This window comes from Streptomyces sp. NPDC048270 (assembly GCF_040652335.1).
Taxonomy (GTDB): Bacteria; Actinomycetota; Actinomycetes; order Streptomycetales; family Streptomycetaceae; genus Streptomyces.
On the sequence record NZ_JBEZLV010000043.1, the window covers coordinates 21,252 to 47,484 of the forward strand.

Consider the following 26,233-nt stretch of genomic DNA (forward strand, 5'->3'; position numbering starts at 1 on the left):
GACAGCAGTAACGACACGAAAGCTCTCCCTGTCATGACAGAGAAGACCACCGGTGCCAGCTACGCAGCCGCAGGCGTGGACATCGAAGCGGGAGACCGCGCCGTCGAGCTGATGAAGGAGTGGGTGAAGAAGACGCAGCGCCCCGAGGTACTCGGCGGCCTCGGCGGTTTCGCCGGCCTCTTCGACGCCTCCGCCCTCAAGCGCTACGAGCGTCCGCTGCTCGCCTCCGCCACCGACGGGGTCGGCACCAAGGTCGACATCGCCCGCCGGCTCGGCGTGTACGACACCATCGGCCACGACCTGGTCGCGATGGTCATGGACGACATCGTCGTCTGCGGCGCCGAGCCGCTCTTCATGACCGACTACATCTGTGTCGGCAAGGTGCACCCCGAGCGTGTCGCGGCCATCGTCAAGGGCATCGCCGAGGGCTGTGTCCTCGCCGGCTGCGCCCTGGTCGGCGGCGAGACCGCCGAGCACCCGGGCCTGCTGGGCCCGGACGACTTCGACGTGGCCGGCGCGGGCACCGGCGTCGTCGAGTACGACCGGCTGCTCGGCGCGGATCGCATCCGTAAGGGTGACGCCGTCATCGCGATGGCTTCGTCCGGCCTTCACTCGAACGGGTACTCGCTGGTCCGGCACGTCCTCCTCGACCGGGCCGGGATGGCCCTGGAGCAGGAGATCGAGGAGCTCGGCCGGACCCTCGGCGAGGAGCTCCTGGAGCCCACCAAGATCTACTCGCTGGACTGCCTGGCACTCACCCGGACGGCCGAGGTGCACGCCTTCTCGCACATCACCGGCGGCGGCCTGGCGGCGAACCTGGCCCGGGTCGTCCCGGACCACCTGCACGCCACGGTCGACCGCTCGACCTGGGCCCCGGGCGCGATCTTCGACCTGGTCGGCAAGGCCGGTCAGGTCGAGCGGCTGGAACTGGAGAAGACGCTGAACATGGGCGTCGGCATGATGGCGGTCGTGCCCGCCGAGTCGGTGGACGTGGCCCTGACCGCGCTGGCCGACCGGGGCGTCGACTCCTGGGTCGCCGGTGAGATCGTCGAGCGCGGCGAGCACACCGAGGGATCGACCCTGACCGGCTCCTACGCGAGCTGAGCAGCACTGAAACCCGGTCCGGGGCGATGCCCTGGACCGGGTTTCAGTCTGTGACCCTGTTGTGCAGACGCTCTCGAGAAAGCGTCAAGCGCCGCGACGCTGTGCCGACGGACCGGACTCTTCGTCCTCGTCGTCGTCATCGCTGTTGTAGAGATCCGCGTACTTGGCGTACGGGTCGTCGTCGTCCAGATCGTCATCGACTTCGACCGGCTCGCTGATCTGCAGCGGCTCTGTCGGCGATGCGCCCAGCTCATTGGCCAGACGCGAGAGGTCAGTCCCGCCGCTGTTGTACTTCAGCTGGCGGGCGACCTTTGTCTGCTTGGCCTTGGCCCGGCCGCGCCCCATGGCTCGACCCCCTCGGTGACGGGGCTCGACGGCCCCAGAGTCTGACACGCGTTCATGGTTCGGAGCGGGCTCTCCGTGGAGAGACCGTCCGTAGGGGTTTAACGGTACCTGCTTCCGCGGCCATACGGTACGCCGCCCGCATGACGCGCCCCGGTGCAGTACCAACAAGGCGCCCCGTCCTCGCTGGTCAACCGCGATTTTAACGCGTTCCTGGCCCGCGACCCGCCGAAGTGCAGTGAGTTCTGTCTCCCCGCACCCCGGCGGGCGCGCCCAAGTGCCCCCGGAAGGGGCCCGTGGCTAGCGGGCGGAGCGGGCGTCCGCCATCCGCTGCTCGGCGATCCGGTCGGCCGCGGCAGCCGGCGGGATGCCGTCCATCTTCGCGCGAGCAAAGATCTCCAGGGTGGTGTCGAAGATCTTCGTGGCCTTGGCCTTGCACCGGTCGAAGTCGAAGCCGACCAGCTCGTCGGCCACCTGGATCACGCCGCCCGCGTTCACCACGTAGTCCGGGGCGTAGAGGATCCCGCGGTCCTGCAGGTCCTTCTCGATGCCGGGGTGGGCGAGCTGGTTGTTGGCCGCGCCGCAGACGATCTTGGCGGTGAGGGCCGGCACGGTGTCGTCGTCCAGTGCGCCGCCGAGGGCGCAGGGGGCGTAGATGTCCAGGCCCTCGACGCGGATCAGCGCGTCCGTGTCGGCGACCGCGGTGACCTTGCCCGGGTGCTTGTCGAGGATCCGGCGGACGGACTCCTCGCGCACGTCCGTGATCACGACCTGGGCGCCGTCCGCCAGCAGGTGCTCGACCAGGTAGTGGCCGACCTTGCCGACGCCGGCCACGCCGACCTTGCGGCCGCGCAGGGTCGGGTCGCCCCACAGGTGCTGGGCGCTGGCGCGCATGCCCTGGAAGACACCGAAGGCGGTGAGCACCGAGGAGTCGCCCGCCCCGCCGTTCTCGGGGGAGCGGCCGGTCGCCCAGCGGGTCTCGCGGGCCACGACGTCCATGTCCGCCACGTACGTGCCGACATCGCAGGCCGTCACGTAGCGGCCGCCGAGGGACTCCACGAACCGGCCGTAGGCCAGCAGCAGTTCCTCGCTCTTGAGGACGTCGGGGTCGCCGATGATCACGGCCTTGCCGCCGCCGAGGTCGAGACCGGCGAGGGCGTTCTTGTACGACATGCCGCGCGAGAGGTTCAGCGCGTCGAGGACGGCCTCCTCGTCCGAGGCGTACGCGTGGAAGCGCGTGCCGCCGAGGGCCGGGCCCAGGGCGGTGGAGTGGATCGCGATGACGGCCTTCAGGCCGGTGGCTCGGTCCTGGCACAGCACGACTTGCTCGTGGCCGCCCTGCTCCGTACGGAACAGGGTGTGCAGGACGCCGTCGGTCATTTCGGTCACGGTGGTGACTCCCATGGGAGAGATGCGGCGCGGAAATGACGCCCGCCCTGCGGGTGGGGGAGGGCGTGCTGGGAGCAGCGTAAGACCTGAGGGGGGTGCGGGGACCGCCTGTCCGAGGATCGGAACACTCCCGTGTCACTGGCGCGCCGGAGGTAGCGGAGCCGCAAAAAGGGGAGTACGAGAGCGTGAGCGAATCTCCCGATCCCCTGCTGCCCTCCGCGCGCTCGGCGCCGGCCGTCCCGTACGCCTCCTACCTGCGCGTCTACGAGCCGCTGGCGGCCTTCCCGGAGCCGGAGCGGGCGCACTGGGCCGACTACGCCCGGCGCGGGACGGCCCCGACCGCCCAGGACGAACTGCGCCGTTCGCTCGCCGACTTGGTGCGGGTGCCCTTGGTGGGGGTGCCGGCCCACGAGAGCGCGGACGCCTTCACGGCGGAGGTCGACGGGGTGCTGCTGGTCTGCCCGTGGCGCACCCGGCTGCGCGGCTGGCTGGCGCTCAAGGAGCTGGTCGAGTGGTTCCCGCTGCCGGTGCTGGACGCGGCGCTCCCGCCGGCGGTGCGCCGGCGGGCGGCGGAGGAGTACGAGCACTGGCGCGAGCGGAACCCGGACGCCCGGCCGTGGATCCGTACGGGGGTGTGGCAGGTCCCGCTGCGCTGGTTCGTGCTGGTGGCGGACCAGGAGCGGGAGTACGTGCCGGGCGAGCGGCTGCGCTACCGGACGCCGATGGTCCAGGCGCGGCGGCGCCTGGCGCGCGCCCTGCGGACCCTGCGGGCGGCGGACGGGTACGGGATGCTCGCCGAGGGCCTGGTGGAGGTCGGGAGCTGGCTGGAGGAGTTCCACCCGCGGTCCATGGTCGAACTGGACTACGGAGGGCTGCTGCACGCGCTCCCGGCGGACCGGCTGGCGGCGGACCGCTCGGCGGGCGACCTGGCGGAGGGGATCGCGGCCCTGCGGGCGGGGGACGAGGAAGGGGCGGCCGAGGTCTACGAGGAGCTCGCGGAACGGTGGAGGGCGGTTCGGGAGAGACTGTTCGCGAATTAGTTTTCCGAGGCGGGCCGGCGCCGGATCGGGCCGCGGAGCACCCGTACGTACCCCCGCGTATCGGTCTTTCGGCCATAAGTGGCTGATCAGGGGCTTGATCGCACCTTTAAGGACGTTGTACCAGGACCTACGTCCCGATACGGGCCATTGGCCCAAGCGTGACGGACCGCACTAACCACACCCTTGCGCCCTTCCCCTACCCTCGTGCCAAAATAGGACAAGGAGTCCGGGGAGGGTTCCTTCCGTCCAACTAAGGGCGGAATGCTCGGCATTGCGCTCTACGGGGGGTCTGACGACTCCTGATCGCTCTGTGACTGATCGTCACAGTGGGGTGACTGTCCGTTATGGGGCGGTCCATCGGCTTCCGCCGCTGATGAACACCTCGGAGGGCAATTCCGTCGGTTTGGCCCTTGGGGCTGGACGGATGGTGTAGTTGTAGTGCCGAGGACAAGCCGTTCGTCCTATAACCGACTCGGCCCGCGTATGTCCATTTCGGGCACCGCGGGCCAAGGTGCAGAATTTAGAGGAAAGAACCGAGATGGTTCGGTTCTCCCGAGGAGGCCGCTCATGACCGCTCGCACCCCTGATGCCGAGCCGCTGCTGACCCCGGCTGAGGTTGCCACGATGTTTCGCGTGGACCCGAAGACGGTCACCCGCTGGGCCAAGGCTGGCAAGCTCACGTCCATCCGCACCCTGGGTGGGCACCGGCGTTACCGCGAGGCCGAGGTTCGCGCACTGCTCGCGGGAATTCCGCAGCAGCGCAGCGAGGCCTGAGGTCGCGCAAGCACCCCTGCTTTAACGGGTTCGTATCGGGTCCCCCAATCCGATGAAACCCACATTGCTTCATACGGCTGAGCCTGCCCCAACAGGTTCACAAGTCGTCGATCGCGCTGGACTCCGCCGGGTCCAGCGCGATCTTTTTTATGCCCTGGTCAGGCTGGTATCGGGCTGATGTGCGGGGGCCGGCAGGGTGGGGTGCAATTGCACATATTAAATCGAGCAGGTGTATGGGTGCGATAAAAGTACATGTCTCAAAAACTCATATGGTGACTCCCGTCACATATGATCACTCTTGTATGCACGGGAATGCACCCCGTAAGGGGGCGGGCCGCCGGGAAGCGCTTCATCCGAACGGGGGATTCTCGTGCGGATGGGAGGACGTCGGCCGGGGGTCGACCGAACGCGGCGGGCCGGGGCGCGGCGGAGCGGGTCGGCGGGTCGTCTGCGGCGGCCAGGACCGCCCTGGACACCCTGGGCGCCCTGGACGCCGGAACGGGCGCCGGAGGGCCCCGTGCGGCGCCGGTGGACCTCTGGGTCGAGAGGCGGGCCCCGAGCAGTCCGCGGAGGCCGGGAGCCCCCAAGGCCGCCCGGCGGATTTCCCCGCCAACGCGTCAGGGCCCGCATCCCCTGGGGGATACGGGCCCTGACGTTTCTGCGAACCTGACGGGACTTGAACCCGCGACCTCCACCTTGACAGGGTGGCGAGCTAACCAACTGCTCCACAGGTCCTTGATTTGCGGCCGCTCGGCGGCTGCGAATCAGACTGTACCGCAGCTCAGGGGGTGCAGTCGAACCGGAGCCCGCGAGCGGTCACGGGGCCGCCGCGTCCACCGCCTTCACGATCCGCTTGTCGGAGATCGGATACGCCGTCCCGAGGGCGTGCGCGAAGTAGCTGACGCGCAGTTCCTCGATCATCCAGCGGATGTCGGTGACCGCCGCGGGCACGGGCCGGCCCTTCGGCAACTGCTCCAGCAGCCACGCGTACTCGTCCCGCATCTCGTGCACCTTCTCCATGCGCGTGGTGTCCCGCTGGACGCCGGTGGGCATCTGCTGGAGCCGCCGGTCCGCGGCCACCAGGTAGCGCATGAGGTCGGGCAGCCTGCGCAGCCCGGTGAGCGTCACGAAGCCGGCCGGCATGAGGGCCGCCAGCTGCGTCTTCACGTCCTGGAGGTTGGCGACCAGCGCCAGGCTGTTCGTGGCCTTCAGGCGGCGCTCGCAGGCCTGCCAGGCGGCCAGCACCTGCTGGACCTGCCCGATCGTCCGCACGGTCGTGTCCACCAGGTCGGCGCGGACGGCCTCGTAGAGCCTCCGGAAGCCCGCCTCGTCCCACGCGGGGCCGCCGTGGTCGGCGATCAGCCGGTCGGCCGCCGCGGTCGCGCAGTCGTCGAACAGCGCCTGGATGGAGCCGTGCGGGTTCCTGGACAGGGCCAGCTTCTGCTGGTTCGTCAGGTGGTCCGAGGCGAACTTCGCCGGGTTCACCGGGATGTTCAGCAGGATCAGGCGCCGGGTGCCCAGCCACATCGCCTGCTGCTGCTCGGCCTCGGTGTCGAAGAGCCGTACGGAGACGGTCGCGCCCTCGTCCACCAGCGCCGGGTACGCCTTCACCGGCTGGCCGGCCCGCCGGGTCTCGAACACCTTGGTCAGCGTCCCGATGGTCCAGTCGGTCAGCCCGGTCCGCTCCACCGACTCCCCGCCCGCCCGCTCGGCGGTGGCCGCGGCGGCCTTGGAGAGGGCCTGGCGGGCCTTCGGCCTCAGCCGCAGCCTCAGCGCCTCCAGGTCCTTGTCCTCGGCGAGGTTCTTGCGGCGCTCGTCGACGATCCGGAAGGTGATCTTGAGGTGGTCCGGGATCCGGCCGAGGTCGAAGTCCTCGGCGGAGACCGGGACCCCGACCATCCGCTGGAGCTCGCGCGCCAGCGTGACCGGCAGCGGCTCCTGCAGGGGCACCGCCGTGTCCAGGAAGCGGCCGGCGAAGTTGGGCGCCGGGACGTAGTGGCGGCGGATCGGCTTCGGCAGCGACCGGATCAGCTCCGTGACGACCTCCTCCCGCAGGCCCGGGATCTGCCAGTCGAAGCCCTCGTCGGTGACCTGGTTCAGCACCTGGAGCGGAATGTGCACGGTGACACCGTCCGCGTCCGCGCCCGGCTCGAACTGGTAGGTCACCCGGAACTTCAGCTGCCCCTGCCGCCAGGTGTCCGGGTAGTCGGCCTTGGTGACCCCGGCCGCCTTCTCGGTCAGCAGCATCTCCCGCTCGAAGTCGAGGAGTTCGGGCTCCTCGCGCTTCTTGTGCTTCCACCAGGAGTCGAAGTGCGCCCCGGAGACCACGTGCGCCGGGATCTTCTGGTCGTAGAAGTCGAAGAGGGTCTCGTCGTCCACCACGATGTCGCGGCGCCGGGCCCGGTTCTCCAGCTCCTCCACCTCGGTGAGGAGCCTGCGGTTGTCCGCGTAGAACTTGTGGTGGGTCCGCCAGTCGCCCTCGACCAGCGCATTGCGGATGAACAGCTCGCGCGAGACCTCGGGGTCGATCCGCCCATAGTTGATCTTCCGCTGCGCCACGATCGGTACGCCGTACAGCGTGACCTTCTCGTAGGCCATCACGGCCGCCTGGTCCTTCTCCCAGTGCGGCTCGCTGTAGGTGCGCTTGATCAGGTGCTGGGCGAGGGGCTCGACCCACTCCGCCTCCACCTTGGCGTTGACCCGGGCCCACAGCCGCGAGGTCTCCACCAGCTCCGCCGACATCAGGAACTTCGGCTGCTTCTTGAAGAGCGCCGAGCCCGGGAAGATCGCGAACTTGGCGGACCGGGCCCCCAGGTACTCGTTCTTGTCGGTGTCCTTGAGCCCGATGTGCGAGAGCAGGCCGGCCAGCAGGGAGATGTGGATGCTCGTCTCGGGCGCGTCGGCCTCGTTGACGTGGATCCCCATGGTCTTGGCGACCGTGCGCAGCTGCGAGTAGATGTCCTGCCACTCGCGGATCCGCAGGAAGTTCAGGTACTCCTGCTTGCACATCCGGCGGAAGGAGGACGAGCCGCGCTCCTTCTGCTGCTCGCGCACGTAGCGCCACATGTTCAGGAACGAGAGGAAGTCGCTGGTCTCGTCCTTGAAGCGGGCGTGGTTCTGGTCGGCCTGGGTCTGCTTGTCCGAGGGCCGCTCGCGGGGGTCCTGGATGGACAGGGCCGCCGCGATGACCATGACCTCGCGGACGCAGTTGTTCTTGTCCGCCTCCACGACCATGCGGGCCAGGCGCGGGTCCACGGGCAGCTGCGAGAGCTGGCGGCCCATCTGCGTGAGCCGCTTCTTCGGGTCCTTCTCCGCCGGGTCGAGCGCCCCGAGCTCCTGGAGCAGCTGCACGCCGTCGCGGATGTTGCGGTGGTCCGGCGGGTCGATGAAGGGGAACTTCTCGATCTCGCCGAGGCCGGCGGCGGTCATCTGGAGGATGACGGAGGCCAGGTTGGTGCGCAGGATCTCGGCGTCCGTGAACTCCGGCCGGGCGTCGAAGTCGTCTTCGGAGTAGAGCCGGATGCAGATGCCGTCGCTGGTGCGGCCGCAACGGCCCTTGCGCTGGTTGGCGCTGGCCTGCGAGATCCGCTCGATCGGCAGGCGCTGCACCTTGGTGCGGTGGCTGTAGCGGGAGATCCGGGCGGTGCCCGGGTCGATCACGTACTTGATGCCGGGGACGGTCAGGGAGGTCTCGGCCACGTTCGTGGCGAGGACGATCCGGCGGCCCGTGTGCTGTTGGAAGACCCGGTGCTGCTCGGCGTGCGAGAGCCGCGCGTACAGGGGGAGGACCTCGGTGAAGCGAAGATTCCGCTTGTTCAGCGCGTCCGCCGTGTCGCGGATCTCGCGCTCTCCGGAGAGGAAGACCAGGATGTCGCCCGCGCCCTCGGACTGGAGCTCGTCCACGGCCTCGCAGATCGCGGTGATCTGGTCCCGGTCGCTCTCCTCGGAGTCCTCTTCCAGGAGCGGCCGGTAGCGCACCTCCACCGGATACGTCCGCCCGCTGACCTCGACGATCGGCGCGTCCCCGAAGTGCCGGGAGAACCGCTCCGGGTCGATGGTGGCGGAGGTGATGACCACCTTGAGGTCGGGGCGCTTGGGCAGCAGCGTGGCCAGGTAGCCGAGCAGGAAGTCGATGTTCAGGGACCGCTCGTGGGCCTCGTCGATGATGATCGTGTCGTACGCGCGCAGCTCGCGGTCCGTCTGGACCTCGGCGAGCAGGATGCCGTCCGTCATCAGCTTCACGAAGGTCGCGTCCTGGTCCACCTGGTCGGTGAAGCGGACCTTCCAGCCGACCGTCTGGCCGATCTCGGACTTCAGCTCCTCGGCGATGCGCTCCGCGACCGTGCGGGCGGCGATCCGGCGGGGCTGGGTGTGCCCGATCATGCCCCGGACGCCGCGGCCCAGTTCCATGCAGATCTTGGGGATCTGCGTGGTCTTGCCGGAGCCGGTCTCGCCCGCGACGATCACGACCTGGTGGTCGCGTATCGCCTCGGCGATCTCGTCCTTCTTCTGGCTGACGGGCAGGTTCTCGGGATAGGTGACCTCGGGCATCCGCGAGGCGCGGCCGGCCAGTCGCTCGGCGGCCTTCGCGGCCTCCGCGGCGATCTCGTCGAGCACGGCCTGCCTGGCCTCGGGCTTGCGGATACGGCGGGCGCCCTCGAGGCGACGGCCAAGACGGTGCGCGTCGCGGAGGGAGATCTCACCGAGAAGCGTCTGCAGGGCGGCGAAGGAAGTAGACATACCTGGTCGAGGATCTCACCCGGGGCCGCCGGGTGGCGAACGCATTTGTGGGGCGGACCCGTACCATTTCGGGACGAGTGCACCGGCCGTACGAGTGAGAGGCAGCCCACCTTGTCCCGCCGCAGCCGTGTGTGGTGCCTGCTCGGCGCCGTACTGGCCCTGCTGGTGGGCTGTGCGCTGCCGGCCGCCGCATCGCAGCCGGCCCCGCCGCCGGCCGTCCCGGCCCACGCGGTGGCGTACGCGGGCGGGGGCCCGTCCTGCGCCCCCGGCCCCGGGGACCACGGTCGTCCGCCCGCCGTGCCGCCCCGCGCCGCGGACCCGTCCCACGCCCACGTCCCGGCCGCAGGGCGGCTCGCGGCGGACCGGGCCTGGGACTGCCGGGCGATACCCGTACGGATCCTCGTACGCGGCCCCGACCAGCCGGCGCCCGGCCCGCTGGAGCTGTCCGTGATGCGGGTCTAGGAGGGCCGGTCGCCACCCACCGGTCCACCTCACCGCCCGCAGCCCTGGAGCACGCATGTCCACGCCCACCCCCGGCCGGCCCGCCAAGGACGGCAAGCCCGCCGAAAGCGGCAAGCCCGCCGAAAGCGGCAAGCCCGCCGAAAGCGGCAAGCCGGCCGTGTCCGGCAAGCCCGCCGTGTCCGGCAAGCCCGCCGCGTCCGGCCGGCCCGCCGCGTCCGGCCGGCCCGGCAAGCCCGGCCGGAAGTCGAACAAGCCCCTGCACATCGCCGCCGGGGTCGCCCTCGCCGCGCTCACCCTCGGCCTCGTCTCCTGGCAGGCCTCCACCGCCTCGACCGACGGCCCCTCCGCCGGCTCCGGCGCCTCCGCGGCGCCCCGCACCGACCCGGCCGCCGAGCTGAAGGCGCTGGCCCGCCGCGAGTCGGGCGACAAGCTCGCCGTCGGCCGCGCCGACGCCCCCGTCGTACTGATCGAGTACTCCGACTTCAAGTGCGGCTACTGCGCCAAGTTCGCCCGGGACACCGAGCCCGAGCTGGTCCGCAGGTACGTGGAGGACGGCACCCTGCGCATCGAGTGGCGCAACTTCCCGATCTTCGGCGCCGACTCCGAGGCCGCCGCCAAGGCCGCCTGGGCCGCCGGGCAACAGGACCGGTTCGCGGCCTTCCACGCGGCCGCCTACGCCGACGGAGCCAAGGAGAAGGGCTTCGGCGAGGCCCGCCTCGTGGAGCTGGCCGAGCAGGCGGGCGTCCCCGACCTGGAGCGCTTCAAGAAGGACATGGCCGGCGAACAGGCCGCGGCGGCCCTGAAGAAGGACCAGGACGAGGGCTACCGCATCGGCGTGACCTCCACCCCGTCGTTCCTGGTCAACGGGCAGCCGATCGCGGGCGCCCAGCCCCTCGACGCCTTCACCGCCGCCATCGCCCGGGCGAAGGCGGCGGCCCGCCCGTGACCGGCATCGGATACCTGGCCGCCCTGCTGGGCGGCCTCCTGGCGCTGCTCAGCCCCTGCAGTGCGCTGCTGCTGCCCGCCTTCTTCGCGTACTCGATCGACTCCACGTCGCGGCTGCTGGCGCGCACCGGCATCTTCTACGCGGGCCTCGCGACCACGCTCGTACCGCTGGGGGCGGCCGGCTCGTACGCCGGACGGTTCTTCCACGGCAACCGCGACGGGCTGGTCCTGGCCGGCGGCTGGCTGATCATCGCGCTCGGGCTCGCCCAGATCCTCGGGCTGGGCTTCGCCTCGAAGCGCGCCTCCGAGCTGTCGGGGCGGATCCGGCCGACGACCGCCCTGTCGGTGTACGCGCTCGGCGCGGTCTACGGGCTGGCCGGATTCTGCGCGGGCCCGATCCTGGGCAGCGTGCTGACCGTGGCGGCGGTCAGCGGCAGCCCGGTCTACGGGGGCCTGCTGCTGGCCGTCTACGCCCTGGGGATGGCCCTGCCGCTGTTCCTGCTGGCCCTGTTGTGGGAGCGGTTCGACCTCGGCCGGCGGCGCTGGCTGCGCGGTCGGGCCTTCTCGGCGGGCCGTTTCGAGCTGCACACCACCTCGCTGCTGTCCGGGCTGTTCTTCATCGCCCTGGGCGCCGTGTTCCTGGTCTTCGACGGGGCGAGCGCGCTGCCCGGGCTGCTGGACGTGGACGACTCGTTCGCGGTGGAGGCGTGGGTCCGGTCGGTGGCGGACGGGGTCCCGGACTGGGCGCTGCTCGGCCTGGTCGCGGCGGGGGCGGCGGCCGTCGCCCTGGTGCAGTGGCGCCGCAGGACCCGTACGGAGGAGACGGCGGGGGCGGCGGAGGCCGAGTAACCACAGAAGGCCCCGTCCGATGGACGGGGCCTTCTTGATGGTGGCTGGGGCCGGGGTCGAACCGGCGACCTATCGCTTTTCAGGCGATCGCTCGTACCAACTGAGCTACCCAGCCACGAAACCGTTTCCGGCTTCAGCGATCCTGACGGGACTTGAACCCGCGACCTCCACCTTGACAGGGTGGCGAGCTAACCAACTGCTCCACAGGACCTTGCAGTGTGCGAGACAAGTCTTGCACACGGTAATGCGTACCCCCAACGGGATTCGAACCCGTGCTACCGCCTTGAAAGGGCGGCGTCCTGGGCCACTAGACGATGAGGGCTAAAGGCCCGCCGGGCACTTTCCAGCGCGTCGGGGACGTGAGAAGCATATGGGATCCGGGGAGCTATCGCCAAAACGGTTTCCCCCGGCAAGCGGGAGGCGGCCCCGCCGGGGGGACAATGGCCCGGTGCTGGAGATGACGCGCGAGGAGTTCGAAGAGCTCGTCGCAGAGGCCCTGGACAGGATCCCGCCGGAGCTGACGCGGCTGATGGACAACGTGGCGGTGTTCGTCGAGGACGAACCGCCCGCCGACGACCCCGAGCTGCTCGGTCTGTACGAGGGGACCCCGCTGACGGACCGCGGCGAGTGGTACGCCGGGGTCCTGCCGGACCGGATCACGATCTACCGGAACCCCACGTTGCGGATGTGCGAGGACCGGGAGAGCGTGGTCGCCGAGACGGAGGTCACCGTGGTGCACGAGATCGCCCACCACTTCGGGATCGACGACGAGCGGCTGCACGCGCTGGGCTACGGATGACCCGGCCGGCCGTCCCCGGCGGCGAGGCCATCGACCCGGACGTCGACCTGCGCGTGGCCGCGCAGGCCGCCGAGCCGCAGGGCCGGGTGCTCGCGGCGGTGGCGGCGGGCGGGGCCCTCGGGGCCTCGGCGCGGTACGGGATCTCCCTGCTGTGGCCGGCCGGGCCCGGGGCCTTCCCGTGGGCGACCCTCGTGGTCAACGCGGCGGGCAGCGCACTGATCGGCGTACTGATGGTGCTGATCAGCGAGGGCGGCAGGCGGCCGCCGCATCCGCTGGTGCGGCCCTTCGCCGGGGTCGGGATCCTGGGCGGCTTCACCACCTTCTCGACGTACGCGCTGGACTTCTCGCGGCTCCTGGACGAGGGGGAGGCGGGCACCGCGCTGGCGTACGCCGGGCTCACGGTGGCCGCGGCGCTCGGCGGGGTGTGGGCGGCGGCCTCGGTGACGCGGCGCGCGGTGCGGGGGCGGGCGGCGGCCCGGTGAACTGGCTGCTCGTGGTGGCGGGAGCGGTGGTCGGGGCGCCGCTGCGGTATCTGACGGACCGTGCGGTGCAGGCGCGGCACGATTCGCCGTTCCCCTGGGGCACGTTCGTGGTCAACGCGGCCGCCTGCCTGCTGCTGGGGGTGCTGGCCGGAGCGCTGCTGGCCGGGGCCTCCTCCAGCCGGCTGGAGCTGCTGCTGGGGACGGGGCTGTGCGGTGCGCTGAGCACGTACTCGACCTTCTCGTACGAGACCCTGCGGCTGGCCGAGCGCGGCTGGAAGTTCCTCGCTGCGGCGAACGTCGCCGCATCGGTGCTGGTGGGGCTGGGCGCCGTGCACCTGGGCTCGCAGGTGGCGCGGCAGCTGTTCGGCTGAGGGCGTGTCCCTTACGGGCCGAAGGGAGTTGGGCTGTTTGACCCGCTCATGCGGACCGCTCACCCCTCAGGCTCGGAGGTGCCCTCGTGCGCCAGTTGTCCGCTTCCCTCCGACTGGCCGTCACCGCGCTCGCGGTAGCGGCGACGGCGGGCTGCATGAGTGTCGGCGAGGACTCGGCGAAGCCCGGGCCCTCCTCCTCGTCCGACGGCCGCGGCGCCGCGGCGGGCGGGGGGTCCGCGGCCGGACGCGGGTCGGGGGCGCACGGCCAGGGGCACGGCGCGAAGGACGGTACGGGGAGCCAGGACGGCAGGCCCAAGGAGGACGGCAAGGCGTCCGGCGCGACCGGGGGCTCGCCGAGCCCGGGGGCGACGAACGGCAAACCGGGGGTGCCCTCGCCGTCGGCGGGCCCGGGCGGCGGGGCGGGCGGCCAGGGGCCGCAGGAGCCCTCCGGGGGCGGCGCGGGCGGGGCGGGCGGATCCGGCGGATCGGGTTCCGGGGGATCGGGCGGATCGGGTGGCTCCGGCTCCGGGGGGCCGGGGGGCGGGCAGCAGTCGCACAGCCCCACTCCGGAGCCGCCGGCCACCACGCCTCCTGTGACGGAACCCACGCCGCCGCCGAGCCCGCAGCCGGAGCCGAGCACCCCGGCGGGGTCGTAGCCGGGGCGCCGCTCCGGCCCCGCAGTCCGGTCCGCCGCCGCTTCCTCCCCGCTCCCTCCCGCTCCCGGGCTCAGGTCATCCGTGCAGGTCAGGGCCCATCTTGGCGGAGCGACTTGCCAGACCCGGGGGAGGGTGCGTATGGTTATAGATCGTTTGATCCCATTGCCCGGCGCCGAATCCGAAGAGCGCCGTGTGGCGCGTACTCTCCCTAGCCGTGGCTGACCGCATTGAGGCGGTCGATTTGCGATTCACGGAGTTTGGGCGCGTGCCGAGACTCCGGAAGGTTTCGCATTTCGCATGTCCATTTCCAGTTCTGACCGTGCCGTCATGCCCGAGAACGACTCGAACGAGATCGTCGACGCAGTAGAGACCCTTGTGGTCGACGAGACCATCGAGGCCCTTGAGGCCGACGTGACGACCGACCAGTCCATCGACTCCGTCGACGCCGAGGGCGACGACGAGTCCGACGCCGACGCCGAGCCCACGATCACCTTCGCGGACCTCGGTCTGCCCGAGGGCGTCGTGCGCAAGCTCGCGCAGAACGGTGTCACCACCCCCTTCCCGATCCAGGCCGCGACCATCCCGGACGCCCTGGCCGGCAAGGACATCCTCGGCCGCGGCCGCACCGGCTCCGGCAAGACCCTCTCCTTCGGCCTGCCGACCCTGGCCACGCTGGCCGGCGGCTTCACCGAGAAGAAGAAGCCCCGCGCGATCATCCTCACGCCGACCCGTGAGCTCGCGATGCAGGTCGCGGACGCCCTCCAGCCCTACGGCGACGTGCTCGGCCTGAAGATGAAGGTCGTCTGCGGCGGTACCTCGATGAGCAACCAGATCTACGCCCTCGAGCGCGGTGTCGACGTCCTCGTCGCCACGCCGGGCCGTCTGCGCGACATCATCAACCGCGGCGCCTGCTCCCTGGAGAACGTCTCGGTCGCGGTCCTCGACGAGGCCGACCAGATGGCCGACCTGGGCTTCCTGCCCGAGGTCACCGAGCTGCTCGACCAGATCCCCGGCGGCGGCCAGCGCATGCTCTTCTCCGCCACCATGGAGAACGAGATCGGCACCCTGGTCAAGCGCTACCTGTCCAACCCCGTCACGCACGAGGTCGACAGCGCGCAGGGCAACGTCACGACCATGACGCACCACGTGCTCGTCGTGAAGCCGAAGGACAAGGCGCCGGTCACGGCCGCCATCGCCGCCCGCAAGGGCCGCACCATCATCTTCGTCCGCACCCAGCTGGGCGCCGACCGCATCGCCGAGCAGCTCGTCGAGGCCGGCGTGAAGGCCGACGCGCTGCACGGCGGCATGACGCAGGGCGCCCGTACCCGCGTCCTCGCCGACTTCAAGGACGGCTACGTCAACGCGCTCGTCGCCACCGACGTCGCCGCCCGCGGCATCCACGTCGACGGCATCGACCTGGTCCTGAACGTGGACCCGGCCGGCGACCACAAGGACTACCTGCACCGCTCGGGCCGTACCGCCCGCGCCGGCAAGTCCGGTGTCGTGGTCTCCCTGGCCCTGCCGCACCAGCGCCGCCAGATCTTCCGCCTGATGGAGGACGCGGGCGTCGACGCCTCGCGCCACATCGTCCAGGGCGCCGGCGCCTTCGAGCCCGAGGTCGCCGAGATCACCGGCGCCCGTTCGCTCACCGAGGTCCAGGCCGACTCCGCGAACAACGCCGCGAAGCAGGCCGAGCGCGAGGTCGCCGAGCTCACCAAGCAGCTCGAGCGCCTGTCGCGCCGCGCCGTGGAGCTGCGCGAGGAGGCCGACCGCCTGGTCGCCCGCTCCGCGCGTGAGCGCGGCGAGGACCCCGAGGCCGCTGTCGCCGAGGTGGCCGAGGCCGCCGAGGCCGAGGTCGCGGCCGCTGCCGCGGCCGCTGCCGCCGAACTGGCCGCGCAGGAGCGCCGCGAGGAGCAGCGCGCCCAGCGCGACGACCGCGGCAACTTCGAGCGCCGCGACAACCGCGGTGGCGACCGCGGCGGTAACGGTGGCGGCTTCCGCCGTGACGACCGCGGCGACCGCGGTGGCCGTCCGTCCGGTGGCTTCAACCGCGATGACCGTGGTGGCGACCGTGGCGGCTTCCGCCGTGACGACCGTCCGTCGGGTGGCTTCCGCTCCGGTGGCGACCGTCCCGCCGGTGGCGGTTTCCGTCGCGACGACCGCCCCTCGGGTGGCTTCAACCGTGACGACCGTGGTGGCGACCGTGGCGGCTTCCGCCGTGACGACCGTCCGTCGGGTGGCTTCCGCTCCGGTGGCGACCGTCCCGCGGGTGGCGGTTTCCGTCGCGACGACCGCCCCTCGGGTGGCTTCAACCGTGACGACCGTGGTGGCGACCGTGGCGGCTTCCGCCGTGACGACCGTCCGTCGGGCGGCTTCCGCTCCGGTGGCGACCGTCCGGCCACGGGCAACGGCACGTACAACCGTGACGACCGCACCTCCGGCGGCGGCTTCCGCTCCGGTGGCGGCGACCGCCCGTTCAACCGCGACCGTCGTGACGACCGCCCGTCCGGTGGCTTCCGCTCCGGCGGCGCCGGCGACCGCCCCTACGGCCGCCGCGACGACCACCGCCCGTCGGGCTCCGGCTCGACCGGCTCCTTCGGCGGCCGCCGCGACGACAAGCCGCGCTGGAAGCGCAACGGCTGACCGCAGCTGAGCTGAACCCCTGACAGGGCCCCCACGACCACTCGGATCCGAGCTGGTCGTGGGGGCCCTGTCGCGTGTTGCTACGATCCGGACTTTGCGGTGGGGGCACGGCAACGCGACACCGCGACCACCCCCGGCGCTTCATCTGGGGGGTAGTAATACATGAAACGGTCACGTGTGCTGGGCGCCGCCGCGCTCGCACTGGCCACGGGGATCGGCGCCCTCACCGCCGTACCGGCCGCCGCCGGACCCGCGGCAGCCGGACCCGCGGCAGCCGGCGAACTGACGGTCGCTCCGCTACCGCATCAGGAGCCGTCGCACAAGATGGTCTTCGCCGCGGGGCCGAACGGCGTGACGCTGCCCGCACCCGGGCGCGGGCTGTACTGGAAGCGCTTCGCGGACGGCCGTGAAACGCCGCAGGCGGACTGCGACTCGGGGCCCTACCACGGCCCGTGGCTGAGCATCGGCGACACCGTGGGCTGCGAGTACCGCGCCGTGTCGGGCACGACCCCGGGACCGCTGACCCTGCACGACCAGTCAACGGGCCACCGGGAGACCCTCGCCGTCCCGGCGGGCCTGTCCTGGACGGGCACCTACTCGCCGACGCAGGTCCTGGCCACCGAGAAGGACGCGCAGGACAGGCTCACCCTGCACCTGATCGGCCGGGAGGGGGAACCGCGCAAGGACGTCACCGTCAGCGCCCCGGAACGCATCGCGGGCCACAGCTTCTGGGTGCGGACCTCCGACGAGAAGGGCGCACTGATCACCTACCGGTCCGCCGCCGGCCAGGCCACCCTCGCCCTGCTCGACTTCGCCACGGCGACGCTGACCCCGCTGGCCCTGCCGGACGGCGCGACCGACCTCGGCTCCGTCGACTACGCCCTCGGCTACCAGTGGGTCTCGCTGCGCACGAGGGGATCCAGCACGGTGACGGTGCGCTCACGCGCCGACCTGTCCGTGACCCGCAGCGCCACCACCTCCACCCTGTACGGGGAGGTACAGCCCGTCGGAGACTGGCTGGTCGCGCACGACTCGTACGCGACGAGCAACGCCGTCACCGCCGTACCGGTGAACGGCGGCCCTGCGCGCACCCTCCTCGCCCGGTCCTCGTGGCGCGGCATGAAGACGGGCACGGACGGCTCCGCCTACCTGGCCGGAGGCACCGACTCCAGCCACTGGGCGATGTACCGGATCACCCCCGGCCCCGACGGCGCCCCGGCGCTGACGAAGGTGATCGACCTGCCGCCGGACCCCGCGGACCGGGTGACGCTCAGCCTCGCCCAGGGCCGGCTCCTCACCGGCCAGGAGAACCCCGCCCGCAGCCTCCACAGCTACGACCTGCCCGTGTCCGGGACGTCCCCGGCCGGGCAGACTCCCGCCTGGAGCTGCGAGGAAACGACGGACCACCGGCTCTGCGCGCCCCGGGGCGAGATCCCGGGCTGGACCGTCCCGACGGGAGACGGCCGGATCGTCTCGCTCTCGGCCATGGGCACGGACACGGGCGCCTGCGGCAGCAGCCTCTGCGGAACCGTGCTGAACGTACGGGAGACCCGCCCCGGCGGCTCGGTCCGCGAGGTGCCCCTGTCCGGCACCGAGGCGATGTCGTCGTACCTGGTCGAGAGCGCCTCCGGCCGGTACGTGATGTTCTCGGCCACGGAGAACAGGAACTCCCGGATGGTGCTGGCCGACATCGACGCCGGCAAGCTCCTGGACGTCAGGCCCTCCTCGGCGGCCACCCTGTGGGGATCCACCCTGTGGGACCGGGAGGACGACAGCACGGTGACCGGAACCGACCTGCGCACCGGCAGGGTCACCCAGCGGGTCGACCTCGGCTGCCGCCCGTACGAGCTCCAGGCGAGCGGCGACTGGCTGTACTTCACCTGCTCCGCGGGCGGCACCGGCGCCTCCGCCTTCCACCTGCCGTCCAAGAAGCGGATCCCGCTGCCCTTCACCCCCGCGGGCGACGCCGCCAGGCTCGGCGACGGCTATGTCGCGCACCGGACGGACACCGGCCTCGAGGTCTACAACCTGCGCTCCGGCGCGCCGGTGAAGGAGCGCGAGATCGCGCAGCCCCTGAAGAAGTACGGCAGCGACTGGACCGTGGACCGCTTCGGCGGCCGGCTGGCCTACACGGACGCGGGCGAGACCGTCCACGTGGTCGGCGTCACCGGCAAGGCCTCCCCGCTCGCGGTGATCGACCAGGACGCGCCGGCCGCGGTCGACTTCCGCAGCGCGCAGAGCTGGTCCTCGCGCTGGTGGCTGTCGAAGCCGGTCTCCTCCTGGCAGCTGACGGTGCGCAACAAGACCTCGGGCATCTCGACGGTCGTGCGCTCCGGCGGCGAGGCGCGCGGCCTGATCGCGCCGGCCTGGGACGGAAAGAACCAGTGGGGCTCCTACCTCCACACCGGCGACTACGAGTGGACCCTGACGGCCCGCCCGGCCGACGGCCAGACCCCCGAGCTGCGCACGAGCGGCTCGATGAAGGTCACCGGCACCCCGTCCCGCGTGGTGCGCCCGCCCGTCCGCTGACCCCGACAGGCCGGTCAGTCGATACCCGATCGGCTGACCGGCGCTGTCCGGCTATGCTCTGGGGTGAGCACGCCGAGGGCCATTAGCTCAATTGGCAGAGCAGCGGACTTTTAATCCGTTGGTTGTCGGTTCGAGTCCGACATGGCCTACTGCTCAGGGCCCGCCGGGGACAACCCCGCTGGCCCGTACGACGAAGCGCCCCACCCGAGGTGATCGGGTGGGGCGCTTCGTCGTGCGGGGGCCGGGCCGGTCGGGGGCGCGGCCGGGTGGATCAGGCGGAGGCGTTGCGGCGGCGGCGGGCGCCGAGCCAGGCGGCGGCCGCGCCGAGGGCGACCAGGGCGCCGGCGAGCCCGGCGTACAGGCCCGTGCCCGAGGAGCCGGTGGCGGCCAGCGAGCCCGAACCCGTGCTCGTCGTGTGGGCGTTGCCCGCGGCGGCGGCCGAGGAGGTGGCCGCGGCCGGCTGGACGGCCGGGGCAGTGGCCGGGGCCTTGGTGGGCGTGGCGGAGGTGGAGGGGGTCGGGGTGCCGGACGGCGAGGGCACCGGGTCCGTGTTCGGAGTGAGCGGGAACTGCACGTAACCGGACTTGAGCGGGAAGGTGTTGCCCGCGGAGTGGGAGACCTCGACCTCCATCGTGATGGCGGTCTTCTTCTTGAGTTCGGTGTCCTGGCCCAGGTTGATCCGCAGCGGCAGGGTGCGGACACCGGAGGCCGCGCCGAAGCCCTTGGGGATCTCGGGCAGCGTGTAGCGGCTGTCCTTCGCCTTCAGGTCCTGCCAGCGGCCGTCGATCATGGCCTGGACGCGGAAGTCGGCCTTGTCCTCACCCGGGTGCGACAGGCTCAGGGTGCTCGCGAGACCGGTGGCGAACGCGCCGTCGCCGGTGGCCTGGTAGTTCAGGTCCCAGTACGCGCGGCGCTCCTGGCCGCCCATGTCGGCGAGGCCCTGCGTGAACGAGGTCTTCAGCTCGCCGGCCTTGATCTGCGGGCCGACCTTGAAGAGGTGGGAGCCCGTGCCGTCGGCGGCGACCGAGTTGTTGTAGCTGGCGGCGCGGAGGTTGAAGTCGCCGTTGTTGGTCGGGTAGTTCGCGCCGAGGCCCAGGGTGACCTTCCAGGTCATCTTGCCGTTCGCGGGGATGTCGAAGCCGCCCTGCCCGCCCTCGCCGCCGGCGGCCGGGTAGAACATGCCCTGCCATTCGCCGTCCTGCTGCCCGATCGAGGACTTGGTCGCCGGGGCGTCCACCGCGTCGACCTTGAAGACGACGTCGTCGTGCTGGAGCCGGCTCGGACCGGTCGGGTCCAGGAGCATCCACGGCTTGTACGTGACGGCCTTGCCGGTCGGGTTCTTCACCGTGAGGTCGAAGGTCTCGGTGACCCCGCCGCGGGTCAGCGGACCGTTCGGGACGGGGGTGCCCATCTCCGTGCGCAGCACCGGGCTGCCGTCGGCGGTGGGCGCGGCGGACGCGGCGGTGGCCGAGAGCGGCAGCAGAGTGGTGACAACGCCGGCGACGACTGCGATGGCGGCTGCGGTGCGAACGGACATGGTGGACTCCCCCCAGGAATCACAAGGGCTTCGGCAGAGCGCCGAGCCGGTCGGTGTGGTTGGTGCTTCCGGCCGGTTCGTGTTCCCCGCGGCCTTGGCGACAGGTGAATCTTCGCCCGCGGCCGATCCCGGAACGATCCCCGCAGTGTCACCGGCGTGCAACAGAGATGATCTTCGACCCGCGGGTGCCCGGTTCTGGGTCGATTGGACCGTCCTGACCTGGGGTTATGGGGGTTGCGGGGGAGGGGTGGCGGTTAATTGGCGGAGGCGTCCCCCCGGATGGCGTAGAGTTGTGTTTACCGACGCGGGGTGGAGCAGCTCGGTAGCTCGCTGGGCTCATAACCCAGAGGTCGCAGGTTCAAATCCTGTCCCCGCTACTCAGTACGAAGGCCCGGTTCCCCTTGGGAACCGGGCCTTCGTCGTGTTCCGGTCTTCCCTCTCACGGTCTTCCCTCTCGCGGTCCGTCACCCGATCGGCCGCGGCCGGGTCGCCGTACGGGCCCCGGTGCCGCCACCCTTGAGGGGCGAGGCGGTGGCCGGCCCGCACCCGTGGGAGCGACCGGGCGGCAGGAGGGCAGCGTGGTGGGGCTGGGCCGGGAGGGCAACGGCGACCGGGGGCGCGAGCGCGCGGACGGCGCCGGCAGCGGTGCGGCCCGGCAGGTGGCCCGGGTGATGCCGACCGTACTGATCATCGTCGGGCTGGCCTTCGACATGCTGACCCCGCCCAACTTCACCGGATCCCCCTTCTTCTCGGCGGCCCCGCTGATCGCCGCCCCGCTGTTCAGCTTCCGGGCCACGGCGCTGACCGGCGCGCTGGCCTCGCTCGCGGTGGTCGTGCTGCACCTCTACCACGGCACCACCTGGAAGGTGGAGGCGCTGACCGAGCTGGTCACCGTCGTGACCGTGTCCGGCCTGGCACTCCTGATCAACCGGGTGGTGCGGCGCAGCGGCGAGCGGCTGGCCTCCGCGCGCGGCATCGCCGAGGCCGCGCAGCGGGCGGTGCTGCCCACGCCCGCCGAGCGGATCGGGGGCCTGCACGTCTCCGCCCGGTACGAGGCCGCGCAGGCGGACGCCTTCATCGGCGGGGACCTGTACGCCGTCCAGGAGACCCCGTACGGAGTGCGGCTGGCGGTGGGTGACGTACGGGGCAAGGGGCTGGGCGCGGTGGAAGCGGTGGCGGTGGTGCTGGGGGCCTTCCGGGAGGCGGCCGAGACCGAGCCGACGCTGGACGAGCTGGCCCAGCGGCTGGAGCGGGCCCTGGCCAGGGAGGGCACCCGGCGCGACAGCCTGGACGCGGTGGAGGGGTTCACCACGTGCGTGCTCGGGGAGATCCCGCCGGAGGCGCACGTACTGCGGCTGCTGAACCGGGGCCACCCCGAGCCGCTGCTGCTGCACGCCGACGGGGAGCTGCTGGCGCTCGGCCCGCAGGAGCCCGCCGTGCCGCTCGGCCTGGGCGAGCTCGACGGCCGGCCGGGCCGGGTCGAGGAGTGGGCCTTTCCCGCGGGTGCCACACTGCTCCTGTTCACGGACGGGGTCACCGAGGCCCGGGACCGGGCGGGGGCCTTCTACGATCCGGCGGACCGGCTGCGCGGGCGGGTGTTCCCCGGCCCGGAGGAGCTGCTCGGGGCGCTCAGCAGCGATGTGCGCCGGCATACCGGGGGCGCCGCGACGGACGACATGGCGCTGCTGGCGGTGGGCCGGCCGCGCGAGGGGGAGCCGGAGCGCCGGCGGACCGTGCCGGTGGTGCGCCGCGACGACGGCCTGTGACGGTGGGTGAGCGGTAGGCCGCTCTCCGCAAGGTGACTGACGGATCGTCATGATCCAGTTGTGGCTGAAGTGATATCGGAATCGCCTGAATTTTGCCCGAGTTGATCCGGATCTCAGGCGAAAAGCCCTGGCCAGAGCAGCTCAGGGAGTGGCCGATTGCTGAGAACGATCCATCGCAACAGCTTGGAATCACTCCCCTGCGTCTATTACCTTTCGATAACGCAGTGCGGTCTTCCCAGCCGTCGCAAGAGACGGCGCCGTGCGCGATCGCGTCAATAGGAGTGTGCCCCGGTGGCCTCCAACTTGCCTGCCCCCGAAGGCATCGAAAGCCAGGAGCCGCCTGCCGCGGGTGCCTGGGGCGAGTGGAATCCCACCGAGGATTCGGTCCGTGCGGTCCGCGGGAAGCACCGCGTGGCCAAGCAGCGCGGCGGACTCGCCCGCAGCTCCACCGTGCTCGGCGTCGGCGTGATCGCCGCGGTGGGCGCGAGTGGCATCGCCACCGCCCAGGACCGGCCCCAAGTCGCGATATCCATGCCGTCGCTGCCCGACGTGATGTCCGGCGACTCCGCCGCCGGCATCACCGGGGACAACGTCCGGCAAACGGAGGCCGGTTCCGGGGAGTCGGCCCGAGCGGCCGCGACGGCCGGGATCATCCCGCAGCAGTCCGACCGCCGTGCCGACCCCGGCGAGGTGCTGCGCAACCGCATCCTCCAGCAGGCCGACTCCCAGCAGGCCGCAGCGGCCGCCCAGGCACAGGCCGAGGCCGAGCGGGCCGCCCGGGAGACCGCTGCCCAGGAGGCCAGGGACAAGGCGGAGGCCGTGCGCAAGGCGGCCGAGGAAGCGAAGGCCGCCGCCGAGGCGAAGGCCGCACAGGAGGCCAGGGCCGCCGAGGAGGCCGCCGCGGCCAAGGCCGAGCAGGAACGCGCCGCCAAGACGGCCGGCAGCTACTCCCTGCCCACCTCCGCCTACACCCTCACCTCGCACTACGGGGTCGCGGGCTCCATGTGGTCCTCCGGCCACCACACCGGCCTCGACTTCGCGGCCCCCACCGGCACCCCGGCCAAGGCCGTGGCCGCCGGGAAGATCACCTCGGCCGGCTGGTCGGGGGCGTACGGCTACCGGATCGTGCTGGAGCTCGAGGACGGGACGGAGGTCTGGTACTGCCACCTCTCCTCGATGTCGGTGACCTCCGGCACGGTCTCCCCGGGCGAGACCATCGGCCGCGTCGGCGCCACCGGCAACGTCACCGGACCCCATCTCCACCTGGAAGTACGCAAGGGCGGCTCGACGGTGGACCCGCTGGCGTGGCTGACCTCCAAGGGCCTGAACGTCTGAGGCCCGCACCGGAGCCGGAGCCGTAGCCGGAGTCGGAGTCGGAGTCGGAGCCGGAGTCGGAGTCGAATCCGGCGTCGCCCCTCCTGACGCCGTCCTTCCTGACACCGACCCTTTTGGCACCGACCCTCTTGGCGTCGCTGGCCCGTCGCGGCGACGGCATGCCGGTCAGCACCGCCTCCGGGGCAAGGGCGGGCCGGGGCAGGGGGTCGAACCACGGCGGCAGCAGCTCCTCCATGGCCGCCGCCCGGGCCAGCGCGGGACCCGCCGTCGCCCGGCGCAGCCAGAGCCGGTCCAGCAGCTCCCGCTCCCGTCCCGCGAAGTCCGGCTCGTGCCCCGGGCCGCCGCGGCGCGCCCGGTTCCGCAGGAGGGCCAGGGCCGCCGCATCCGCCTCGTACAGGGCGACGGCACGCCCCGCCGCCCGGCCCCCGCTGCGCCGGGCCAGGGTGCGGGCCAGCGACCGGGCGGGCATCGAAGCCAGGGCGGGTACCTCGGCCGGACCGAGCCAGCCCGCCGCCGCGTACACCGCGAGCTCCCCGGCGACGGCCCGCAGGCGACGGCGCCTTATCCGCACGGCCAGCCACAGCAGCAGCCCGAACAGCGGGACCATCACGCAGCCGTAGACCACGTAGAACCCGTACTCCCCGAGCCGCGAGGAGCTGTTCCACAGCGCGTGCAGGCCCATGGCGAGCGCGAGGCCGAGCAGCGGCAGCCCGATCCTGCGCCCCCGGCCGGCGCTGACCGCGGCCGCGCCGAAACCGAGCCCGGTGAGCACCGTGAACAGCGGGTGCGCGAACGGCGACACCACTATCCGGACGAAGAAGGTCGCGGCCGTCACGGAGTTGAGCATGCCGGTGCCCTTGGCGAGGTCCTCGTCGAAGGCGTTGCCGAGGTAGAGGATGTTCTCGGTGAAGGCGAAGCCGGTGGCGGTGAAGCCGGCCACCACGAAGCCGTCGGCGGGCCCGGTGAACTGCCGTCTGCGGAAGACGAAGACGAGGAGCAGGGCCGCTGCCTTGGCGCTCTCCTCCACCACCGGCGCGATCGCCACCGAACCGAGCTGGTCGGCGTCGGAGGGGTCCGCGGTGGCCGCGGCTATCCACTCGGTCGCGAAGCTGTTGGCCAGTATCGCGATCAGCGCCGCGGTGCAGGCACCCCAGCCGAAGCAGAACAGCAGCTGCGGCCAGGGCGCGGGCGCGGCCCGGCCCAGCCACCGGAAGGCCGCCATGAGCAGCGGCACCGGCAGCAGGGCCAGACCCAGACCGACGAAGAAGCCGGGGGTACCGGTCTGCTCCCGCACGAGTTCGAGGATCGCGATCCCGGTGGCGGCGAGCAGAGCGAGGAGCACGCACGTGCGGACCCTGCCCGACGGGCGTGCGAGCACAGCGGGGAGCGCTCGGAACACACCATGACCCTACAGAGCGGGTCTGACACGCGCGGTGACGTTGTCAGTTCTCCGTGCGCCGGAAGAGCAAGTCGTGTACCACGTGGCCCTTGTCGAGGCCCTGGCCCTCGAAGCGGGTGAGCGGCCGGAAGTCGGGCCGCGGCGAATAGCCGCCGTCGGCCTGGATGTTCTCGAAGTCCGGGTGCGCGGTGAGCACTTCGAGCATCTGCTCGGCGTACGGCTCCCAGTCGGTCGCGCAGTGCAGCACGCCCCCGGGGGCCAGTCGGGTCGCGGCCAGGGTGAGGAACTCGGGCTGGATCAGCCGGCGCTTGTGGTGGCGGGCCTTGGGCCAGGGGTCCGGGAAGTACACGCGGATGCCGGCCAGGGAGTCGGGCGGCAGCATCTCGCGGAGCAGGATGATGGCGTCGCCGTTGGCCACGCGGACGTTGGTGAGCCCGTTCCGCTCCGCGAGGGCGAGCAGGTTGCCCTGCCCGGGCGTGTGCACGTCGGCGGCGAGGATGCCGGTGGAGGGGTCGGCGGCGGCCATCTGGGCCGTGGCCTCGCCCATGCCGAAGCCGATCTCCAGGACGACGGGCAGGCCGTCGAAGAGGGTCTTCAGGTCGATGACCTCGTGGCCGTCGATGTCCAGGCCCCAGGTACCCCACAGGCGCTTCAGGGCCTCGCCCTGTCCGGTGGTGACCCGGCTGCGGCGGGGCTGGAAGCTCCGGATGCGCCGCTCGTGGTGCGAGCCGGCCGGGTCCGGGGAGGGCCCGTCGGGGAAGCGGGGCTCGGTCCGCCACTTGGGCGGCACGTACGCGTTCGCCTCCGGCGCGGGCGCGGGAACGGCGTCCGGGAGGCTGGGCGGCTGGGGATTCAGGGACTCAGACACAATGCCGAGATTCTACGACGGAGGGCCGGGCCGCCGCCGCCCCAGCGGCGCCGCGCACCTCCGCAGCACCACAGGCCCCGGACCGGTCCCGCCCCGCCGCACCCGGCGTGAGGACGGCCTCCAGCGCCGGCTTGAGGGCCAGCACGGCCACGTCGCTGCTCATTCCTTGGCCTCCACGATCTGGTCGAACTCGTCGGTCACGG

General features: G+C 71.9%; 19 protein-coding genes and 6 tRNA genes. 15 read left to right on the top strand and 10 right to left on the bottom strand.

Going from position 1 to position 26,233, the window contains the following annotated elements; translation table 11 throughout:
• Window positions 1-33: 33 nt before the first annotated feature.
• Window positions 34-1,104 (top strand): phosphoribosylformylglycinamidine cyclo-ligase, encoded by a 1,071-nt coding sequence (gene purM, locus AB0D66_RS28755; protein ID WP_362309621.1) that lies wholly within the window; start codon window positions 34-36, stop codon window positions 1,102-1,104.
• Between the two features lie 84 nt (window positions 1,105-1,188).
• Here purM and AB0D66_RS28760 read toward each other — a convergent pair whose 3' ends face one another.
• Entirely contained in the window at window positions 1,189-1,449 is a 261-nt protein-coding gene (locus AB0D66_RS28760) for a DUF3073 domain-containing protein (protein ID WP_069921195.1), read from the bottom strand.
• Window positions 1,450-1,746: 297 nt separating this feature from the next.
• Window positions 1,747-2,835, bottom strand: a complete 1,089-nt coding sequence (locus tag AB0D66_RS28765; RefSeq protein WP_362309625.1) for a Glu/Leu/Phe/Val dehydrogenase dimerization domain-containing protein — start codon at window positions 2,833-2,835, stop codon at window positions 1,747-1,749.
• Between the two features lie 185 nt (window positions 2,836-3,020).
• Between AB0D66_RS28765 and AB0D66_RS28770 the strand changes: the two genes are divergently transcribed.
• Both AB0D66_RS28770 and bldC read left to right on the top strand, forming a co-directional pair.
• Complete coding sequence (locus AB0D66_RS28770) at window positions 3,021-3,875, top strand: hypothetical protein (RefSeq protein WP_362309628.1); 855 nt, start codon at window positions 3,021-3,023, stop codon at window positions 3,873-3,875.
• Window positions 3,876-4,442: 567 nt separating this feature from the next.
• Entirely contained in the window at window positions 4,443-4,649 is a 207-nt protein-coding gene (gene bldC, locus AB0D66_RS28775; protein ID WP_003949541.1) for a developmental transcriptional regulator BldC, read from the top strand.
• Window positions 4,650-5,310: 661 nt separating this feature from the next.
• Here the strand turns inward: bldC and AB0D66_RS28780 are convergent.
• Window positions 5,311-5,384, bottom strand: a tRNA-Asp gene (locus AB0D66_RS28780).
• An 81-nt stretch (window positions 5,385-5,465) separates the two neighbouring features.
• Window positions 5,466-9,389, bottom strand: a complete 3,924-nt coding sequence (gene hrpA, locus AB0D66_RS28785; protein ID WP_362309631.1) for an ATP-dependent RNA helicase HrpA — start codon at window positions 9,387-9,389, stop codon at window positions 5,466-5,468.
• Window positions 9,390-9,500: 111 nt separating this feature from the next.
• Here hrpA and AB0D66_RS28790 point away from each other — a divergent pair, with 111 nt between their 5' ends.
• The 3 genes from AB0D66_RS28790 to AB0D66_RS28800 are packed head-to-tail and all read left to right on the top strand — an operon-like array spanning window position 9,501 to window position 11,645.
• Window positions 9,501-9,851 (top strand): hypothetical protein, encoded by a 351-nt coding sequence (locus tag AB0D66_RS28790; RefSeq protein ID WP_362309634.1) that lies wholly within the window; start codon window positions 9,501-9,503, stop codon window positions 9,849-9,851.
• Window positions 9,852-9,906: 55 nt separating this feature from the next.
• Window positions 9,907-10,797: a thioredoxin domain-containing protein gene (locus AB0D66_RS28795; RefSeq protein ID WP_362309637.1), complete on the top strand. Its 891-nt coding sequence runs from the start codon at window positions 9,907-9,909 to the stop codon at window positions 10,795-10,797.
• Entirely contained in the window at window positions 10,794-11,645 is an 852-nt protein-coding gene (locus AB0D66_RS28800; RefSeq protein WP_362309640.1) for a cytochrome c biogenesis CcdA family protein, read from the top strand. Before AB0D66_RS28795 ends, AB0D66_RS28800 begins: the two co-directional genes overlap by 4 nt.
• Window positions 11,646-11,683: 38 nt before the next feature.
• On the opposite strand, the gene AB0D66_RS28805 is transcribed toward AB0D66_RS28800, so the two are convergent.
• The 3 genes from AB0D66_RS28805 to AB0D66_RS28815 all read right to left on the bottom strand — a co-directional run bounded on the left by AB0D66_RS28805 (window position 11,684) and on the right by AB0D66_RS28815 (window position 11,967).
• Window positions 11,684-11,760 (bottom strand) — tRNA-Phe (locus AB0D66_RS28805).
• A gap of 22 nt (window positions 11,761-11,782) precedes the next feature.
• Window positions 11,783-11,856 (bottom strand) — tRNA-Asp (locus AB0D66_RS28810).
• Window positions 11,857-11,894: 38 nt separating this feature from the next.
• Window positions 11,895-11,967 (bottom strand) — tRNA-Glu (locus AB0D66_RS28815).
• A gap of 126 nt (window positions 11,968-12,093) precedes the next feature.
• Here AB0D66_RS28815 and AB0D66_RS28820 point away from each other — a divergent pair.
• The 6 genes from AB0D66_RS28820 (at window position 12,094) to AB0D66_RS28845 (ending at window position 19,274) form a co-directional block, all read left to right on the top strand.
• Complete coding sequence (locus AB0D66_RS28820) at window positions 12,094-12,444, top strand: metallopeptidase family protein (protein ID WP_030012899.1); 351 nt, start codon at window positions 12,094-12,096, stop codon at window positions 12,442-12,444.
• Window positions 12,441-12,926, top strand: a complete 486-nt coding sequence (locus AB0D66_RS28825) for a CrcB family protein (RefSeq protein ID WP_362309643.1) — start codon at window positions 12,441-12,443, stop codon at window positions 12,924-12,926. The genes AB0D66_RS28820 and AB0D66_RS28825 overlap by 4 nt, the downstream gene beginning before the upstream one ends.
• Window positions 12,923-13,297 carry a CrcB family protein gene (locus AB0D66_RS28830; RefSeq protein ID WP_362309646.1) on the top strand — a complete coding sequence of 125 codons (375 nt, stop codon included), beginning with the start codon at window positions 12,923-12,925 and terminating at the stop codon, window positions 13,295-13,297. Before AB0D66_RS28825 ends, AB0D66_RS28830 begins: the two co-directional genes overlap by 4 nt.
• A 953-nt stretch (window positions 13,298-14,250) precedes the next feature.
• Window positions 14,251-16,596 (top strand): DEAD/DEAH box helicase, encoded by a 2,346-nt coding sequence (locus AB0D66_RS28835; protein WP_362309649.1) that lies wholly within the window; start codon window positions 14,251-14,253, stop codon window positions 16,594-16,596.
• A gap of 162 nt (window positions 16,597-16,758) precedes the next feature.
• A complete protein-coding gene (locus AB0D66_RS28840) occupies window positions 16,759-19,125 on the top strand; it encodes a hypothetical protein (RefSeq protein ID WP_362309652.1) in 2,367 nt (788 codons plus the stop codon).
• Between the two features lie 76 nt (window positions 19,126-19,201).
• Window positions 19,202-19,274, top strand: a tRNA-Lys gene (locus AB0D66_RS28845).
• Window positions 19,275-19,396: 122 nt separating this feature from the next.
• Here the strand turns inward: AB0D66_RS28845 and AB0D66_RS28850 are convergent.
• Window positions 19,397-20,662: a hypothetical protein gene (locus AB0D66_RS28850; protein WP_362309654.1), complete on the bottom strand. Its 1,266-nt coding sequence runs from the start codon at window positions 20,660-20,662 to the stop codon at window positions 19,397-19,399.
• 303 nt (window positions 20,663-20,965) lie between these two features.
• Here AB0D66_RS28850 and AB0D66_RS28855 point away from each other — a divergent pair.
• From AB0D66_RS28855 to AB0D66_RS28865, 3 genes are all read left to right on the top strand, one after another.
• Window positions 20,966-21,039 (top strand) — tRNA-Met (locus AB0D66_RS28855).
• Window positions 21,040-21,333: 294 nt separating this feature from the next.
• Entirely contained in the window at window positions 21,334-22,428 is a 1,095-nt protein-coding gene (locus AB0D66_RS28860) for a PP2C family protein-serine/threonine phosphatase (RefSeq protein WP_362309669.1), read from the top strand.
• A 303-nt stretch (window positions 22,429-22,731) separates the two neighbouring features.
• On the top strand, window positions 22,732-23,763 hold the full coding sequence (locus AB0D66_RS28865; protein WP_362309671.1) for a M23 family metallopeptidase: 1,032 nt from the start codon (window positions 22,732-22,734) through the stop codon (window positions 23,761-23,763).
• On the opposite strand, the gene AB0D66_RS28870 is transcribed toward AB0D66_RS28865, so the two are convergent.
• Window positions 23,672-25,105, bottom strand: coding sequence for a PrsW family intramembrane metalloprotease (locus tag AB0D66_RS28870; RefSeq protein WP_362309657.1), 1,434 nt, complete (start codon window positions 25,103-25,105; stop codon window positions 23,672-23,674). The two genes, AB0D66_RS28865 and AB0D66_RS28870, sit on opposite strands and share 92 nt — an antisense overlap.
• Before the next feature lie 100 nt (window positions 25,106-25,205).
• The gene (gene trmB, locus AB0D66_RS28875) at window positions 25,206-26,030 is read right to left on the bottom strand and encodes a tRNA (guanosine(46)-N7)-methyltransferase TrmB (protein WP_362309660.1); all 825 of its coding nucleotides are present in this window, start codon (window positions 26,028-26,030) and stop codon (window positions 25,206-25,208) included.
• Window positions 26,031-26,233 lie beyond the last annotated feature (203 nt).

Bases quoted from the DNA above. Each gene is read 5' to 3' on its own strand.
- purM (WP_362309621.1), top strand. From the start codon at position 34: ATGACAGAGAAGACCACCGGTGCCAGCTACGCAGCCGCAGGCGTGGAC.
- AB0D66_RS28760 (WP_069921195.1), bottom strand. From the start codon at position 1,449: ATGGGGCGCGGCCGGGCCAAGGCCAAGCAGACAAAGGTCGCCCGCCAG.
- bldC (WP_003949541.1), top strand. From the start codon at position 4,443: ATGACCGCTCGCACCCCTGATGCCGAGCCGCTGCTGACCCCGGCTGAG.
- hrpA (WP_362309631.1), bottom strand. From the start codon at position 9,389: ATGTCTACTTCCTTCGCCGCCCTGCAGACGCTTCTCGGTGAGATCTCC.
- AB0D66_RS28795 (WP_362309637.1), top strand. From the start codon at position 9,907: ATGTCCACGCCCACCCCCGGCCGGCCCGCCAAGGACGGCAAGCCCGCC.
- AB0D66_RS28825 (WP_362309643.1), top strand. From the start codon at position 12,441: ATGACCCGGCCGGCCGTCCCCGGCGGCGAGGCCATCGACCCGGACGTC.
- AB0D66_RS28835 (WP_362309649.1), top strand. From the start codon at position 14,251: ATGTCCATTTCCAGTTCTGACCGTGCCGTCATGCCCGAGAACGACTCG.
- AB0D66_RS28840 (WP_362309652.1), top strand. From the start codon at position 16,759: ATGAAACGGTCACGTGTGCTGGGCGCCGCCGCGCTCGCACTGGCCACG.
- AB0D66_RS28850 (WP_362309654.1), bottom strand. From the start codon at position 20,662: ATGTCCGTTCGCACCGCAGCCGCCATCGCAGTCGTCGCCGGCGTTGTC.
- AB0D66_RS28860 (WP_362309669.1), top strand. From the start codon at position 21,334: ATGCCGACCGTACTGATCATCGTCGGGCTGGCCTTCGACATGCTGACC.